A 15,851-nucleotide genomic window follows, 5' to 3' on the forward strand; every position below is an offset into this window, starting at 1 on the left:
ATGTCGGTCACAAAAGCGTTGCCACAGGACGTGGCGTTCTTAGCTTTTGTTCCTATTCTCAGGCGTCATGCTTATCCCCCAGGAAGCTTTGATTGCAGTTGCACTCGCCACCTTCACTCCAAACAACAATTTAGTTTGTATAATCTATTACACCGTAATTGCATTTTCAGCGCGTACTTGCTGTTGAATCAGTTGGCGATTGACTGCATTTAAGTATGCTTTTGCACTTGCTTCTAATACATCTTGTGCTGAATCGCGTCCTGTAGAGGTATAGCCATTGTATTTTAAATTAACGACCGCTTCTCCAAGGGCATCGCGTCCTTTGCCGACTGATTGTACTCGGTAATCTAGTATGTTTACCTTTCCTCCAACAAGTAATTCCAACGTATTGAAGATTGCTTCGACTGAACCTGAACCTGTTGAAGCGAGTGTTTTCAACTCACCGTCAGGAGTAAGCACTGATGCAGTAGCAGTTGGGATATTTTCAGTACCGTACTGAACTTGAACTGATTTTAGTTCAAATAACGGAACATCTTCTATTGAAACTTGTTGCTCAGTTAAAATCGTTGTTAAATCGTCTTCCGTAACTTCTTTTTTGCGGTCGGCCAATTTTTTGAACTCAGCAAATGCTTTGTTCAGTTTTTCATCCGATAGCTCGAAGCCCATTGTTTCTGCACGGTCACGGAATGCTGCGCGTCCGGAATGCTTCCCTAAAACTAATGGAATATCGTCTTCTCCTACAAGTGCCGGAGAAATAATTTCGTAAGTTTCTGGATTTTTCAATACACCGTCCTGGTGAATACCCGATTCATGAGCAAATGCGTTTTTCCCTACAACAGCTTTGTTAGGCTGAATAACAACATTCGTTAGGCGGCTTACCATTTGAGATGTACGTTTAATTTCTTTTAAGTTAAGCCCTGTTTCAACACCGTAAAAATCTTTACGAATGTGAAGCGCAACACCGATTTCCTCTAATGCTGCATTTCCGGCGCGTTCACCGATACCGTTAATCGTACATTCTACTTGATCGGCACCATTTTGAACGGCTGCTAATGAGTTTGCTACTGCCATTCCTAAATCATCGTGGCAATGGGCAGAAAACTTAATTTTTTCTGCACCGATTACGTTTTCACGTAAATAGCGGAATAATGCGCCATATTCTTCCGGCGATGCGTAACCAACTGTATCCGGAATATTAATTGTTGTGGCACCTGCTTTAATTACTTCCTGGCAAATGCGTACTAAAAATTCTTTATCGGAACGGAAGCCATCTTCTGCGGAAAATTCTACAAGCGAGAACTTTTCCTTTGCGTATTTCACAGCGGCTACTGCCTGCTCGACTACTTCATCCGGATTTTTCTTTAATTTGTATTCCATATGAATCGGGCTTGTTGCGATAAATGTATGAACATGTGGTTGTTCTGCATGGCGAATTGCTTCCCAAACTGCGTCGATGTCACTTTTCACGGCACGCGCTAAGCCTGTTACAATTGAATTTTTCACTGTTTTTGCAATTAACGAAACAGCTTCCAAGTCACCTGGAGATGAGGCAGGAAATCCCGCCTCAATAATTGTGACACCTAAACGCTCTAGTTGTTTTGCGATTTCCACTTTTTCTGCTGTATTTAAATTGATACCAGCAGACTGTTCACCATCGCGCAATGTTGTATCAAAAATGTCAATTTTTCTCATATTATTTCACTGTAACCTTTTGTTTTCCTTTGTTGATGAATGGCATCATTGCGCGTAATTTTTCGCCTACTTCTTCAATTTGGTGGTTAGCGCCAGCTTCTTTAAACTTCGTATATTCTGGACGACCCGTTTCATTTTCTTCGATCCAGCGTTTCGCGAAAGTACCATCTTGGATATCTGTTAACACTTCTTTCATACGTGCTTTTACAGATGCGTCGATAATACGTGGACCTGATACATAGTCTCCCCACTCAGCTGTATCTGAGATTGAATAGCGCATTGTCGCCATACCGCCTTCGAACATTAGGTCAACGATTAGCTTTAATTCGTGTAAAGTTTCAAAGTAAGCTAATTCTGGTTGGTAGCCCGCTTCTACTAATGTTTCGAAACCTGCTTTTACAAGTTCAGTTGTACCACCGCAAAGTACGGCTTGCTCACCGAATAGATCCGTTACTGTTTCTTCAGCGAATGTCGTTTCAAGTAATCCACCACGTGCTGAACCGATTCCTTTACCGTATGCAAGGGCTAAATCACGTGCTTGACCAGTTGCATCTTGGTGGATTGCGAATAAGCCAGGTACGCCTGCACCTTCAACGAATTGACGACGTACTAAGTGACCAGGACCTTTTGGCGCTACTAGGAATACGTCCACATCTGCAGGTGGTGTAATTTGACCGAAGTGTACGTTGAAACCATGTGCGAACATTAACGCTTTACCAGGTGTTAAGTAAGGTGCGATTTCTGCTTCGTAAACTGCTTTTTGACGCTCATCCGGAAGTAAGATTTGGATTACATCTGCTTCTGCTGCTGCTTCAGCAACTGTTTTTACTTCTACGCCGTCTTCTTTTGCTGCATCATAAGATTTACCTGGACGGATACCTACTACTACATCAAAACCTGATTCTTTTAAGTTAAGCGCATGGGCATGGCCTTGTGAACCATAACCGATAATCGCGATTTTTTTCCCTTGTAATACTTGCTCGTTGATTTCATTTTCATAATACATTTTAGACATTTTCATTTCCTCCAATTAAGTTAAATTATATATTTTTTGATATACGGGCTTCAGATGACATCCTCCGCCCCGTATGGAATGCCGGTTATTTTAAAATTGAAAGTTGTGGACCTTCGATTTTTTGTGCTTCACGTATCGACGCTGTTGCGCCAGTACGTGTTAATTCTTTAATGCCATATGGTCTAATCAGTTCGATAAATGCATCGATTTTTTCCGGATGACCTACAACTTCATATGTGACAACATTTTTTGACGTATCGACAACTTGTGGTCGGAACGGCTCAACAATTGCATTCATTTCCATTCGCATATTCGGTGGTGATACTACTTTAATGAGTGCCAGCTCACGAAGAACGATTGATTTTTCTGTAATATCATTTACTTTTAATACGTCAATTTGCTTCGATAGCTGTTTAATTAACTGTTCGATTTTATTTTCATCTTCCACATGAACGATGAACGTCATTTTCGAGAAGTTCGGCTGTTCTGAGTGGCCAACTGTAATTGATTCAATATTGAATTGGCGTTTCATTAACAAACCTGTCACTCGATTTAATACTCCGCTTTGATTAATTACTGTTACTGTGAGCACACGTTTCATGGCTTTTCCACTCCAATCATTTCATGTAATCCTTTTCCTGGTGCGACCATTGGGAAGACGCTCACGAGCTGTTTCACTCGACAGTCAATTACGACTGGTTCATCTGAATTAATTGCTTCGGCAAAAATTGCTTCTGCCTCCGATAAATTATCAATTCGATAGCCCTTTACTCCATATGCCTCAGCAAGCTTTACGAAATCCGGCTGAATCGGCATAAGACTTTGAGAGTAGCGCTCTTCATAGAAAGTTTCCTGCCATTGACGTACCATTCCTAAGCAGCTGTTATTCAAAATGACAACTTTTACAGGTAAATTGAATTCTTTTAATAGAATCAGCTCTTGGTTTGTCATTTGGAATCCTGCATCACCTACGATGGAAATAACCTTCTTATCAGGTTTCGCAAATTGTGCTCCGATTGCTGCAGGGAATCCGAAGCCCATTGTTCCTAATCCGCCTGATGTAACCCAGCCATGTGGATTGTTTAAATGATAATATTGTGCTGCCCACATTTGATGTTGACCTACGTCAGTTGTAACAATTGCGTCGCCATCCGTTAATCTATGGATGATTTCCATTGCTTGCTGCGGTAAAATTTCCTCACCAGCATCTTCATACCAAAGCGGGTATCTGTCGCGACTATCATTTAAGTAATCCATCCAGTCCGTCGTATCCGGTCCTTGGAAATCTTTTTTCAATAATGCATAAAGTGCTTCTTTTGCATCCGCTACAATCGGAATGTCTGTCGGAACATTTTTCCCGATTTCTGCTGGATCGATATCAATATGGATAATCGTCGCATTTGGTGCAAAAGTAGCTAAGTTCCCTGTCAGGCGATCGTCAAATCGTGCCCCGATATTGATTAATAAATCACATTTTGTAATGGCATCATTAGCTGTTGCATAACCATGCATTCCTGCCATACCAAAGAACTGTTTATGCTGTCCATGTATACTTCCTAAACCAAGTAGAGTGTTTACAACCGGTAAATTATATTTTTCAATAAATTCAGTCAATTGTTCACAAGCATCTGCGAATAATACACCTGCACCTGCAAGTACTAAAGGTTTTTTAGCTAAAGTAATGGCCTGAATCGCTTTTTGAATTTGTAAATAGTTCGGTTTTGTCGTTGGTTGATATCCTGGTAAATAAATATCTTCCGGTGTTTTTATATCCTCAAGGAAAACAGATTGTGAAATATTTTTAGGGAAATCAATAACTACCGGCCCTTTTCGTCCTGTATTCGCAATATGGAATGCTTCTTTAACGATTCGTGGAATATCCGCTACATCCTGTACCTGATAGTTGTGCTTTGTAATTGGTGTTGTAATCCCCATAATATCTGCTTCCTGGAAAGCGTCCGTACCGATGACTGATGTTGCTACCTGACCTGTAAAAATTACTAGTGGAATGGAATCAATCATCGCATCCGCAATACCTGTTACAAGGTTTGTTGCCCCTGGTCCAGATGTTGCAATGACTACACCCGGCTTATTCATGACACGTGCATACCCTTCTGCTGCGTGGATAGCACCTTGTTCATGTCGTGTTAAAATATGGCGAATCGGGTTACGGTAAAGTGCATCATAAATCTGTAATACGGCACCACCTGGATAACCAAAAATAATTTCGACTTCCTGATCATGTAATGCCTGCACTAAAATATCGGCACCATCTCTAGATTTAATTACTTGTGGCTGTTCCTCAGGCATTTCAATTTCTTTACTGATTGAAACATTTGTACTCATTTTTTTAATACTCCTTCCTTTTAAAAAACTTTATATGTTAACTCATGGACGATTTTTATATAAAAAGAAAAAGCCTCTTATATCCGCACGCAAAAGAAAACCTCTTACGTAGGGATGAAAAAGACTTTTCATGGTACCACCCTTATTTATAGCTAAGACAACAAAGGCCCCTTTAAAAGACCAATGTCCACTTTGCTACCTCGTGAACCGCCTTGACCTCTCTATTACCAAATTCCATAAGAAATTTGTGCAACTAATAAAGAGAGCGATTCATTAATAACGAGCATTTCGATTATGCCCGGAGCTATCTAATGGCGAATGCGTTTAATAGCTCACTCCGAGGGGATGTCGAATATAGTTGTATCACCGGCTTCCACCAGCACCGGCTCTCTGGTAAATACAAGACTCTATATTCTTTAACCTCATCAACGATTTATATTATTCTTTTTATATTTTCATTACGCCGCCTTGGGAAGCATTCGTTACTAAAGCTGAGTAACGTGCAAGCCAACCGCGCTTAATTTTTGGTTCAAATGGTTGCAAGTTTTGACGACGCTCTGCAAGAACTTCATCAGAAACTTGTAAATTAATTGTTCGACCTGGTAAATCGATTTCGATAATATCTCCGTTGTTTACTAAAGCGATTGGACCGCCTTCAGCTGCCTCTGGAGAAATATGACCGATGGAAATTCCGCGTGATGCGCCTGAGAAACGACCATCTGTAATTAAAGCTACTTTCGTCCCCAATCCGCGACCTTGAATCGCTGATGTAGGAGCAAGCATTTCCGGCATACCCGGACCACCTTTTGGCCCTTCATAGCGAATGACTACTACGTGCCCTTCACGTACAATGCCTTCATCAATTGCTTTTTGTGCTTCTTCCTGTGATTCAAATACGATTGCCTCACCTGTAAATGTTTTAATAGAAGGGTCAACAGCACCTACCTTAATAACAGATCCTTCAGGTGCGATGTTTCCGAATAGAACGGAAAGACCTCCTACAGCACTATATGGATTATCTTTTGTTCGAATAACCTTATCATTCGTAATCTTGTAATCTTTTACAAGTTCTCGCATCGTTACGCCTGCGATTGTTGGACGATCTGGGTGGATCGCACCAGGAATTTTCGTTAATTCATTTATAATTGCCTGTACGCCGCCTGCTTTTGCAATGTCATCCATCGATATATCCGATGCCGGCATAATTTTCGCAATATAAGGAACGCGTTCTGCGACTTTATTAATATCTTCAATGTTATATTCGATTTCAGCTTCATTCGCGATTGCCAATGTGTGAAGTACTGTATTTGTTGAACCGCCCATTGCCATATCCAATGCAAATGCATCATCAATAGCCTCTTTTGTTACGATATCGCGTGGTTTTACGTCTTCTTTAATCATGCGTACCAAGTGTTTGGCTGCTTCATAAATTAACTCTTTCCGCTTATCACTCGTTGCAACAATTGTACCGTTACCTGGCAAAGCCAAACCTAGCATTTCCATTAGGCAATTCATTGAGTTGGCTGTGAACATTCCTGAACATGATCCGCATGTTGGACATGCATTGTTTTCAATATCAAGAAGTTCTTCTGCTGACATCGTTCCTGCCTTATGTGCGCCGACTCCTTCAAATACACTCGTCAATGATAATTGCTTACCAGTTGATGAAGTACCAGCTTCCATCGGACCGCCGGAAACAAATACTGATGGTACGTTCGTTCGAACAGCTGCCATTAGCATACCCGGTGTAATTTTGTCACAGTTCGGAATGTAAAATACGCCATCGAACCAGTGTGCATTAATAACTGTTTCGGCTGAATCTGCAATAATCTCTCGAGATGGCAATGAATAACGCATGCCGATATGACCCATTGCTATTCCGTCATCAACACCGATCGTATTGAATTCAAATGGAATACCGCCAGCTTCTATAATGGCATCCTTTACAACGTCTGCAAACTGACGTAAATGCACATGGCCTGGAATAATATCAATATATGAGTTACAAACACCGATAAACGGCTTCTCTAAATCTTTCGCCTTTACTTTACCTGTAGCATATAAAAGACTACGGTGTGGAGCTCGGTCAACTCCAAGTTTGATCATATCACTTCTCATATTAAACGCCCCTCAACGTAAAGCTTTCACTCTTGTTGTTTTATATTTCGCTTCCCCGTAATTAAAAATAAGAATTTTCTAAATTTTAATTATAGGAATCGATTTTGTCACATCATTCATTTAACATGTTTGTGTGCTTGAATGATGTGGTGTACTAAATTGTTGTTATCATAGTACGGAATGAGTGCTACCGTCAACACTATTTTTTGAATTTTTTATACAATTCAAAATGTTCTAATTTATTGTAACCGCTTTCTTACTGATTACTGTGCTGTTTACTCTCTTTCAGTTCAATTTTTACAAATTTGAATTTTTAAAAAATTTAATTTATTTTTATTTGAAAATGGTGTTGGAGCTCATCACAGTACTTGACCTAAATGCTTACATGCCTTGTTAGCATTGGTGTTAAATCATTTGAAATGATTAACAAAAAAACAATAACCTAGCAAACTGATGCTAGGTTAGGAATATCCCATTTTATTAGAGTAGTAGTAATTCAATTGCAAAGTTCAAAATTATAAAGCTGTGGATTCCTACAAAAATAAGTGCCTGACGGTTTAATTTCCTCATTAATGCCTGATCCATCTTATCCACTCCACCCCGTTTAATTTTTTGATATTCTTAATATACATTACCCAACTAAATAAATCAAAATATTTTGAATATTTAGTTAACAATTTATTTTATCATTATTGCTTCTATCATGGCATAATAGCTTTATAACATATCAAGGAGGATAATAATGGTAAAAAGAGCACTGATTGTAATCGATTATACGTATGATTTTGTCGCATCGGATGGGAAATTAACTTGTGGAGCTGCTGGGCAGGCTATTGAACAGGATATAAGCTCGTTAATTGAACAATTTGTAGAACAAAATGAAGTAGTCGTTTTTGCAAATGATTTACATGAAGAAAATGATCCTTACCACCCTGAATCAAAATTATTCCCGCCTCACAATATTAGAGGCACAAAAGGCCGTGACCTTTATGGATCGGTAAAGGACATGTATGAAAAATACAAAGAACAGGTTATTTCCTTCGATAAAACTCGCTACAGTGCTTTTGCAGGCACAGACTTGGATATCCTTCTGCGTGAGCGAAGTGTCGAAGAAGTAGTTCTTGTCGGGGTTTGTACAGATATATGTGTGTTGCATACAGCCGTTGACAGTTACAACCTTGGCTATAAAATCATAATTCCAGAAAAGGCGGTAGCTAGTTTCAATGAGGCAGGACATGCTTGGGCTCTGCAACATTTTAAAGGTTGTTTAGCTGCTACCATTATTTAACACGCCAATAGAAAGCTTAAAAATGTTTAACCCTTCAGAAGAAAGGAAATAACTAACTAGATGCAATTATCATTCACTATTTTCAGAAGGAGTTGGACATTTATATGATGAGTTTTATTTGGTTTTTAATTATCGGAGGTATTTTAGGTTGGTTAGCAGGAGTAATTCTAGGTAAGGACGTTCCGGGAGGCATTATCGGTAACATTATTGCAGGTATTGTCGGTTCTTGGATCGGTAGTATGTTATTAGGAAATTGGGGATGGAGAGTTTCTGACTTCTATGTATTCCCAGCATTAATTGGTGCTATTGTATTGATTTTCATCGTAAGCTTCATTTTACGTTCTATGCGAAAAGCAGTGTAATAAATACCAAATTTCAAAAAATCTGTGCATCTAAGTTTTAAAAAAGTGTGACTTCACGTCACACGTTCAGACTGTAGACAAACTCGAAGAAATTCGGGTTTGTCTACAGTCTTTTTTATTAAAATAAAGTTAACTAATGAACACCGGTGATTTCCATTCCGGGACCGATGCTTTCCCCGGGCACGGTTCCCGGTGGAGTCACGGTCCCTCCACTCCAATCAACTTATTCATCGCTTTAAATACAGTGAGATAGGATATCTACGATGACTAATAATCAATTCAAATCAATGAACATGAACAACTTATTCCTGCTAAGCATTTAGTTTTTTTTATTTAGTATCATCCATTGCAATTTGCTTCAATTGATCACCATAATCTCGGTATTGTTTGTAATAATATAAAACATCTTCTACATAGGCATCGCTGTGATTATATTGAAAAACGGCTTTTTTCAGTTCCCCATTTCTTACTCCGGCAATCGATAAAAACTTTGCCGCACTAAAAATCGCGTCTTCTATGTCAAACGGATCTGCAATACCATCTCCATTGGCATCTACCCCATATCCACCATATTTTTTAATTACTGCTGGATTCGTTTTATCCTTTTCCGGAATCTCCCCTAAACCTAAGTCTTTACATGACGGGTGCTTCCAACCGACAAATGTACAAGGCATAAATTGCATATGCCCTTCTGCTCCCACAGGGGAAATAAGCGTTCTCATTGTAGAAAAACGTGTTTCTACTCGATGATGTGCAGCAAGAAGTGTCCATGGTACATTATACTTTTGTTCCGCCGCTACGTAGACAGGTATGTACTCGATCGGGATTTCTAAATCAAATTGATCCTGAATTTGTTGGTAGACCGACTTTTCGGTAAATCGTTCGATAAAAGGCAATCCACGAATTTGCTGCCAACTAAAAAAAGCAAATATGTATATTGTTAATGATATCGGAATGAGTAGTACGATTAAGTAAATTTTTACTTTAGGTGATAATAAAGGTTGTTTCTTTTTGCTTTTTGCCATAGCCGCCACCAATCTTTAACTGATTAAAACCCTACTATTCTATTCATTTTACTAAATTTCAACTCTATTTCATAGTTGATAATCAGATAGACAATCGTTACAATAGAAAACTGCATTAATTATTGATTATAGGAGTTGTTGAAGATGTGGAAAGACTTTAAGGAATTTGCGATGAAAGGTAATGTCATCGACTTAGCGGTTGCAGTTGTAATTGGATCTGCATTCGGAAAAATCGTAACATCTTTAGTAGAAAATATTATTATGCCCCTTGTAGGGATGCTTACAGGTGGAATTGATTTAAAGGATGAGTGGAAATTTGGTTCAGGTGAGGCACAAATAGCACTTGGAGTATTTGTCCAATCGATCATTGATTTTCTTATTATTGCGTTTGCCATTTTCATGGCTCTACGCCTATTAACAAAATTAAATCGGAAAAAGGAATCGGAAATTGTAGAAGAGCCAAAACCGGAACTTGATACGAAGGAAGAACTTTTAAAAGAAATTCGTGATTTATTAAAGAACGAACAAGCCAAATAATCAAATCTTAAGTAGAAAAACTAAAAAAGCCATGAAATGTTATTGATTCAACATTTCGTGGCTTTCATAATGAATTTTAACCATTGCTCTTTTAACTCTCCCCCGTGTTATTAATCAAAGTGACCTACCATTCTTCCTAAAGTTAAAAGTACACAACACCAAATAATTGCACTGATGCCTACATAAATCGCATAGGTTTTTAATCTCATCTGAGAAACACCAAAAAAATAGCCTGTAACATGCCGTATACCCGGTATAAAGAAACTGATGACAATAGAAGACGGGCCGTACTTATGAATCCATTTTTCGGTCTTTCCTATTCTTTTATCTGTTAATCCAATCCACCTTCCAATTCGCTCAATTAAAGGACGACCCGCTTTTTTCCCAACATAATAGCTGAACATCATCCCGAGAAACGTGCCGATAATGCAGACGACAAGAGAATAGGTGTAATTCAGCGTGCCGATTTTAGTAAAATACCCTATCCATAAAACGAGTAATTCATCAGGGATTGGGAGTCCAAAAAGCCCTAATGAAAGAATTACGAAAATAGCCAAGTACCCATATTGCGACACAAGCTGATTAAGGACTTCCATTTGGCAGTTCCCGTTCAATCATGTGTTTTTTTAGATATGGAAATGTAATCCGGTTCATCATCCAATACAGTAGTAAACATAACGCAACAGCTATATGGTATGGCATTATAACAAAGGCTGTTCCAATGAAACCCAATGCTGCTATTAGAAATGCATGTATCATTATATTACCTTCTCCTCTTCGTTGATTTCGAAATCCATATGTTTGTTTAGAAGGCTTACTGCCAAAATTTCTTATCCTTTATAAGTATATTGCTAGATTTTCTTGTTTCACGTGTTATTTTCACTATGTATCAATCATAAAATATTGAATTACTTTAGGGTTAAGAAAAAGAGGTGAAATATTTGGGGAAATAATTGAGAAACGGTCTAACATTAAAGAACATCGTTTATTGTCAAACAGAAATGTCGATTGGCGTCGTTTGTTTTTTGGAAGTATATGCAACTATTTTAGCAATTATTTATACATGCCCCTTTGTTGCAGAGTTGCGTTATTGTTCTTTTTTACACGTTTTACTCTCCATTTCGTTAATTCCTACTTTCCGCTATTGTCCCTTTCAGTTGTTCATGTTAAATTGATTTAATAATCGATCCATTTGAAATGTTTCGTAAATTAAGTGTAAGGAAGTGTTTTCATGTCACAGCGCTCTATTGAGACAAAATTAGTACAGCTTGGAAATTTAAGTGATGCAAAAACAGGAGCAATCAATCCTCCGATTTATATGTCAACAGCCTACCAGCATACAGGAATCGGTGAATCTACAGGCTATGATTATACACGTACAAAAAATCCGACGCGTTCTATTTTGGAAGAAGGGATTGCAGAACTTGAAGGTGGAGACGCTGGGTTTGCCTGCAGTTCAGGAATGGCAGCCATTCAGCTTGTCATGTCATTATTTAAACCGAATGATGAACTAATCGTACCAGAGGATTTATATGGTGGGACGTACCGACTATTTAAAACATTTTCAGAAAATTACAACATTAAACCTGTCTATAATGCCTTTACGAATGTAAATGATGTAGAAAGTGCAATCAATGAAAATACGAAGGCGTTGTTTATCGAGACACCTACGAATCCTTTAATGCAGGAAATTGATTTAGTTCAATATGCAGCATTGGCTAAAAAGCATCAATTACTTTTAATTGTGGATAACACATTTTATACACCTTATTTCCAGCGTCCAATAGAATTAGGCGCGGATATTGTTTTACATAGTGCAACGAAATATATTGGCGGACACAATGATGTATTAGCAGGACTTGTCGTTGCAAAAGGTACAGAGTTGTGTGAGAAACTAGCCTATTATCATAACGGGATCGGTATGGTGTTAGCGCCGATGGATTCGTGGCTGCTTATTCGCGGATTAAAAACTTTGCATCTTCGTCTAAAGCAGCATGATTCAAATGCGAAGAAAATTGCGGAGTATTTAAAGAATGAACCACTCGTTACGGATGTGCTGTATACAGGAAAAGGCGGGATGCTTTCATTCCGAGTGAAGGAAGCATTGATGGTCAATCCGTTTTTAAAAGCAATGAAACTTATTACATTTGCAGAAAGCTTAGGCGGCGTGGAAAGCTTTATTACATACCCTGCCACACAGACTCATGCCGATATGCCGTATGAGGAGCGTGTAGCACGTGGAGTATGTGACCGATTGCTGCGTTTTTCTGTAGGGATTGAAGAAGCGGATGATTTAATTGCCGACCTTCAGCAAGTTTTCGATACGTTACGAGGTGAATTTGCATGACAAGTCGCATTGAAACAGCACTTATTCACGGGGCAATTCGTGAAGGCTATGCCGATAAAAAAGGTGCAGTAAATGTACCGATGTACCTTTCTTCCACTTTCCATCAAGAATCAATCGATGAATTTGGCGAATATGATTATGCCCGTTCCGGTAACCCGACACGTGCCGCATTGGAAAAGGCTATCGCTGAACTGGAAGGCGGAAATCGAGGTTTCGCCTTTGCAACAGGCATGGCTGCGGTATCTGCATGCTTTATGACTTTATCTGCCGGTGATCATATCGTTATTACAGAGGATGTCTACGGAGGGACGTACCGTTTTGTCACAAAAGTATTGCCTCGCTATGGAATTACCCATACATTTGTAGACTTTACGGATATTGAGGCTGTTAAAGCAGCAGTCCGTCCTGACACGAAATTAATTTATATGGAAACACCATCAAATCCAACATTAGGCATTACGGATATTCGTGCTGTTGTCGAGATTGCGAAACAACATGGTGCGATGACATTTTTGGACAATACATTTATGACACCTTTGCATCAAAAACCGCTTGATATGGGTGTTGACGTAGTCATTCATTCTGCGACGAAGTTTTTATCAGGACATTCGGATATTGTGGCCGGTTTAGTTGTAACAAAGGATGAAGAGCTCGGCAATCAAATTTATTTCGTGCAAAATTCTTTCGGGTCTGTATTAGGTGTACAGGATTGCTACACATTAATTCAGAACATGAAAACAACGGCTGTCCGATTCAATGAAGAATCACGTGTTGCGATGCGTATTGCACAGTTTTTACATGAACATCCGTTAGTGGAAAAAGTGTATTACCCTGGTCTTCCCTCTCACCCTGGTTATGAGATTCATACAGCACAGGCAACTTCTGCCGGAGCAGTATTATCGTTTAGTTTACCGAACTATGAGATTGCCAAAGCGTTTGTTGATGCAATGAAGATTCCCGTTTTTGCTGTCAGTCTTGGTGGTGTTGAATCGATTTTATCGTACCCTGCTAAAATGAGTCATGCGGCAATGGAGCCGGAAGAGCGTGCGAAGCGTGGTATAACAGATGGCTTGCTGCGTTTTTCAGTCGGTTTGGAAAATGAAGATGATTTAATTGAAGATTTCACACAGGCGTTGAATATTGCTGGGCAATTTAAATAATTTATGGGACAAACCCGTTGATTTCCATTCCAGGACCGAAGCTTTCCCCGGTTCCTGCTAAGCATCTAGTTAAATTCATAGTAAAAAGACAAAAGGCCTCGAGAGACAAACTCTTGAGGCCTTTTGTCTAGTGGGAGAAAATTGTTTTTTCTACTTCCACTAGAATTGATTTCCGTTCCGGGTACGCTTTCCGCGGGCACGGCCTGAGCCTGTAGTCTCAGGCATCGTGCGGTTCCCGCTGGAGTCGACCCTTCACTCCAATCAATTCATATATCCGTTTATTATTAAGTTGCCCCTATTCAACTTTTAACGCTGTTACATACGTTGCGCGACTTTCATTCCAATAGCCTACAATTTCCAGAATGATAGGTCCTATTTCCTTAATTTCTTCCAATGAATGATACGTTGAGATGATGCCCGCTTCGTTCCAAATGTTGAATTCTACCTTTGTCGGTTCACTATCAAAAGTGATTTCAACCGGTTCATTTAAATTCACTTCTATTTCCTGAACTGCCTCCATCATTTGATTGGGCGAAGCGTGGTCTGTCATAGTTGTAGTCGTTTCTCCGGTTGATGCATCAAATGAGCTCCAGGAATATGCGCCTTTATAAGTTTTAATTGTTTGATCACCAATTAATAAGTTTATATTTGGAATTTCAAGCTTAGTAGATGCTTCTGTAGTTTTTTCAACGGACAGCAAATTAATATCAAAATCTCCATCACATCCTGTAAAATTATAATCGATTAAAGAACCTGTCACAACCTCATCCAGTTGTGTGCATTGATAGTTTTCAACCGTTTTACTTCCAAATGCATCTTCCCGGTTATCAATTTCAATCGCAAATTGCTGTCCATCATATTTGATTGTCCAGTAAATCGGGTCCCCTTCGATTGTGTAACGGATCATTTCAAGTAATGTTTCATTATTTGCTTCGATGTCGTTTAAAAACTGTTCAAACAGTTCTTCATTTTCAATCTGCCCGTGTCTATCAATGACCTGCTTTTTTTCATTTATCAATGGCTGAAGCAGCTCTTTAAATGGTTTGCCAAATTCAGCATTCAGCCGTCCGTATCCTTCTGTTTCAACATTACTCAGAATCGTTATGGACTGATCCTGCTCATACCAGATGCGGTACGTGTTAATTCGTTCGGGCAAGTTTTTCTCCAATTCAATAAATAATCTCAATACTACATCTTCTTTCCTTGCCATTTCGGCCTCGACATTTGGCTGCCATTTTGTTTCGGACAAATAACCCTGGATGTCATCAAGCTCCTCTTGATCAAAAACCATGATCTCTTCTGTCCCAATATTATTATCGCTAACTACCCGTTCAATTACCGCGCGCTGAATTAAACCTGAATCGTTCTGTTCATCTGTACATCCGACTAACAGCAGCAACACCGCAAATACAAGTATTCTTTTCATTCTTCGTCCTCCCCTAGTTGTGTTAGAGCTTTGCGGATCTGCTCATCGTATGGAATGGCAACATGTAAATTTTGTTCATGGACATAAAAAATGAGCATTGTATTTAGCTCATACAGTTCATAAGAGACGACATTTTGTGAGGCGGTTTTTTCGTAAAATTGCTGTTTCGCTTTTGAACGATCTTTGCTCTGGTCAAATGTATATACCGAGAGTAATTTATCATTCAGTAAATACGTTTTCGGCTTTTCCCCATTTAAATCCTGCGTGAAAATCGATTTTTCTTTTTTCTCCATTACTCTTACAGGTACTTGCAGTTCCTCCAGCGCTTTATTAAAACCGGATTGCTGTGGTGAATGACAGCCACCTAATAAAACAAAAACGCATAAAATAAACCATTTTCGCATTTGTCATCCCCCTTTCTATATTGGTCGCAAGAAAAGTAAAAAAGTTACAATTTATTTTATTTCGAATTCGAGATATTTTCATTGCATTATTATCATTTGAGTAGTAAAGTGATAATTAAGAAAGGACGTGT

At 39.0% G+C, this 15,851-nt stretch carries 15 protein-coding genes; 5 read left to right on the top strand and 10 right to left on the bottom strand.

The annotated features are described in order from the left end of the window. Window positions 1–147: 147 nt before the first annotated feature. The 5 genes from MHH95_RS13470 to ilvD all read right to left on the bottom strand — a co-directional run bounded on the left by MHH95_RS13470 (window position 148) and on the right by ilvD (window position 7,171). Window positions 148–1,692, bottom strand: a complete 1,545-nt coding sequence (locus MHH95_RS13470; protein WP_340728004.1) for a 2-isopropylmalate synthase — start codon at window positions 1,690–1,692, stop codon at window positions 148–150. Between the two features lies 1 nt (window position 1,693). Further along, a complete protein-coding gene (ilvC, locus tag MHH95_RS13475; protein ID WP_340728005.1) occupies window positions 1,694–2,707 on the bottom strand; it encodes a ketol-acid reductoisomerase in 1,014 nt (337 codons plus the stop codon). Window positions 2,708–2,792: 85 nt separating this feature from the next. After that, entirely contained in the window at window positions 2,793–3,308 is a 516-nt protein-coding gene (gene ilvN, locus MHH95_RS13480; RefSeq protein WP_191698894.1) for an acetolactate synthase small subunit, read from the bottom strand. Further along, window positions 3,305–5,053, bottom strand: a complete 1,749-nt coding sequence (gene ilvB, locus MHH95_RS13485) for a biosynthetic-type acetolactate synthase large subunit (RefSeq protein WP_191698893.1) — start codon at window positions 5,051–5,053, stop codon at window positions 3,305–3,307. Before ilvB ends, ilvN begins: the two co-directional genes overlap by 4 nt. A gap of 447 nt (window positions 5,054–5,500) precedes the next feature. After that, window positions 5,501–7,171, bottom strand: coding sequence for a dihydroxy-acid dehydratase (ilvD, locus tag MHH95_RS13490; RefSeq protein WP_191698892.1), 1,671 nt, complete (start codon window positions 7,169–7,171; stop codon window positions 5,501–5,503). A gap of 742 nt (window positions 7,172–7,913) precedes the next feature. Here ilvD and MHH95_RS13495 point away from each other — a divergent pair. Further along, a complete protein-coding gene (locus MHH95_RS13495; RefSeq protein ID WP_340728006.1) occupies window positions 7,914–8,459 on the top strand; it encodes a cysteine hydrolase family protein in 546 nt (181 codons plus the stop codon). Window positions 8,460–8,563: 104 nt separating this feature from the next. Then, on the top strand, window positions 8,564–8,821 hold the full coding sequence (locus tag MHH95_RS13500; protein ID WP_340728007.1) for a GlsB/YeaQ/YmgE family stress response membrane protein: 258 nt from the start codon (window positions 8,564–8,566) through the stop codon (window positions 8,819–8,821). 329 nt (window positions 8,822–9,150) lie between these two features. On the opposite strand, the gene MHH95_RS13505 is transcribed toward MHH95_RS13500, so the two are convergent. Beyond that, complete coding sequence (locus MHH95_RS13505) at window positions 9,151–9,846, bottom strand: lytic transglycosylase domain-containing protein (RefSeq protein WP_191698889.1); 696 nt, start codon at window positions 9,844–9,846, stop codon at window positions 9,151–9,153. 144 nt (window positions 9,847–9,990) lie between these two features. Here MHH95_RS13505 and mscL point away from each other — a divergent pair, with 144 nt between their 5' ends. Next, window positions 9,991–10,383 (top strand): large conductance mechanosensitive channel protein MscL, encoded by a 393-nt coding sequence (gene mscL, locus MHH95_RS13510; RefSeq protein WP_191698888.1) that lies wholly within the window; start codon window positions 9,991–9,993, stop codon window positions 10,381–10,383. Between the two features lie 110 nt (window positions 10,384–10,493). Here mscL and MHH95_RS13515 read toward each other — a convergent pair whose 3' ends face one another. Beyond that, window positions 10,494–10,979 (bottom strand): DedA family protein, encoded by a 486-nt coding sequence (locus MHH95_RS13515; protein ID WP_340728008.1) that lies wholly within the window; start codon window positions 10,977–10,979, stop codon window positions 10,494–10,496. Further along, the gene (locus MHH95_RS13520; RefSeq protein ID WP_340728009.1) at window positions 10,966–11,142 is read right to left on the bottom strand and encodes a hypothetical protein; all 177 of its coding nucleotides are present in this window, start codon (window positions 11,140–11,142) and stop codon (window positions 10,966–10,968) included. Before MHH95_RS13520 ends, MHH95_RS13515 begins: the two co-directional genes overlap by 14 nt. Window positions 11,143–11,614: 472 nt before the next feature. Between MHH95_RS13520 and MHH95_RS13525 the strand changes: the two genes are divergently transcribed. Continuing rightward, window positions 11,615–12,730, top strand: a complete 1,116-nt coding sequence (locus MHH95_RS13525; protein WP_340728010.1) for a methionine biosynthesis PLP-dependent protein — start codon at window positions 11,615–11,617, stop codon at window positions 12,728–12,730. After that, entirely contained in the window at window positions 12,727–13,890 is a 1,164-nt protein-coding gene (gene metC / locus MHH95_RS13530; RefSeq protein ID WP_340728011.1) for a cystathionine beta-lyase, read from the top strand. Before MHH95_RS13525 ends, metC begins: the two co-directional genes overlap by 4 nt. A gap of 295 nt (window positions 13,891–14,185) precedes the next feature. On the opposite strand, the gene MHH95_RS13535 is transcribed toward metC, so the two are convergent. Both MHH95_RS13535 and MHH95_RS13540 read right to left on the bottom strand, forming a co-directional pair. After that, window positions 14,186–15,316 (bottom strand): DUF4362 domain-containing protein, encoded by a 1,131-nt coding sequence (locus tag MHH95_RS13535; protein ID WP_340728012.1) that lies wholly within the window; start codon window positions 15,314–15,316, stop codon window positions 14,186–14,188. Then, window positions 15,313–15,720 (bottom strand): hypothetical protein, encoded by a 408-nt coding sequence (locus tag MHH95_RS13540; protein ID WP_340728013.1) that lies wholly within the window; start codon window positions 15,718–15,720, stop codon window positions 15,313–15,315. Before MHH95_RS13540 ends, MHH95_RS13535 begins: the two co-directional genes overlap by 4 nt. Window positions 15,721–15,851: the final 131 nt, after the last annotated feature.

This window comes from Solibacillus sp. FSL K6-4121 (assembly GCF_038002585.1).
Classification (GTDB): Bacteria; Bacillota; Bacilli; order Bacillales_A; family Planococcaceae; genus Solibacillus; species Solibacillus faecavium.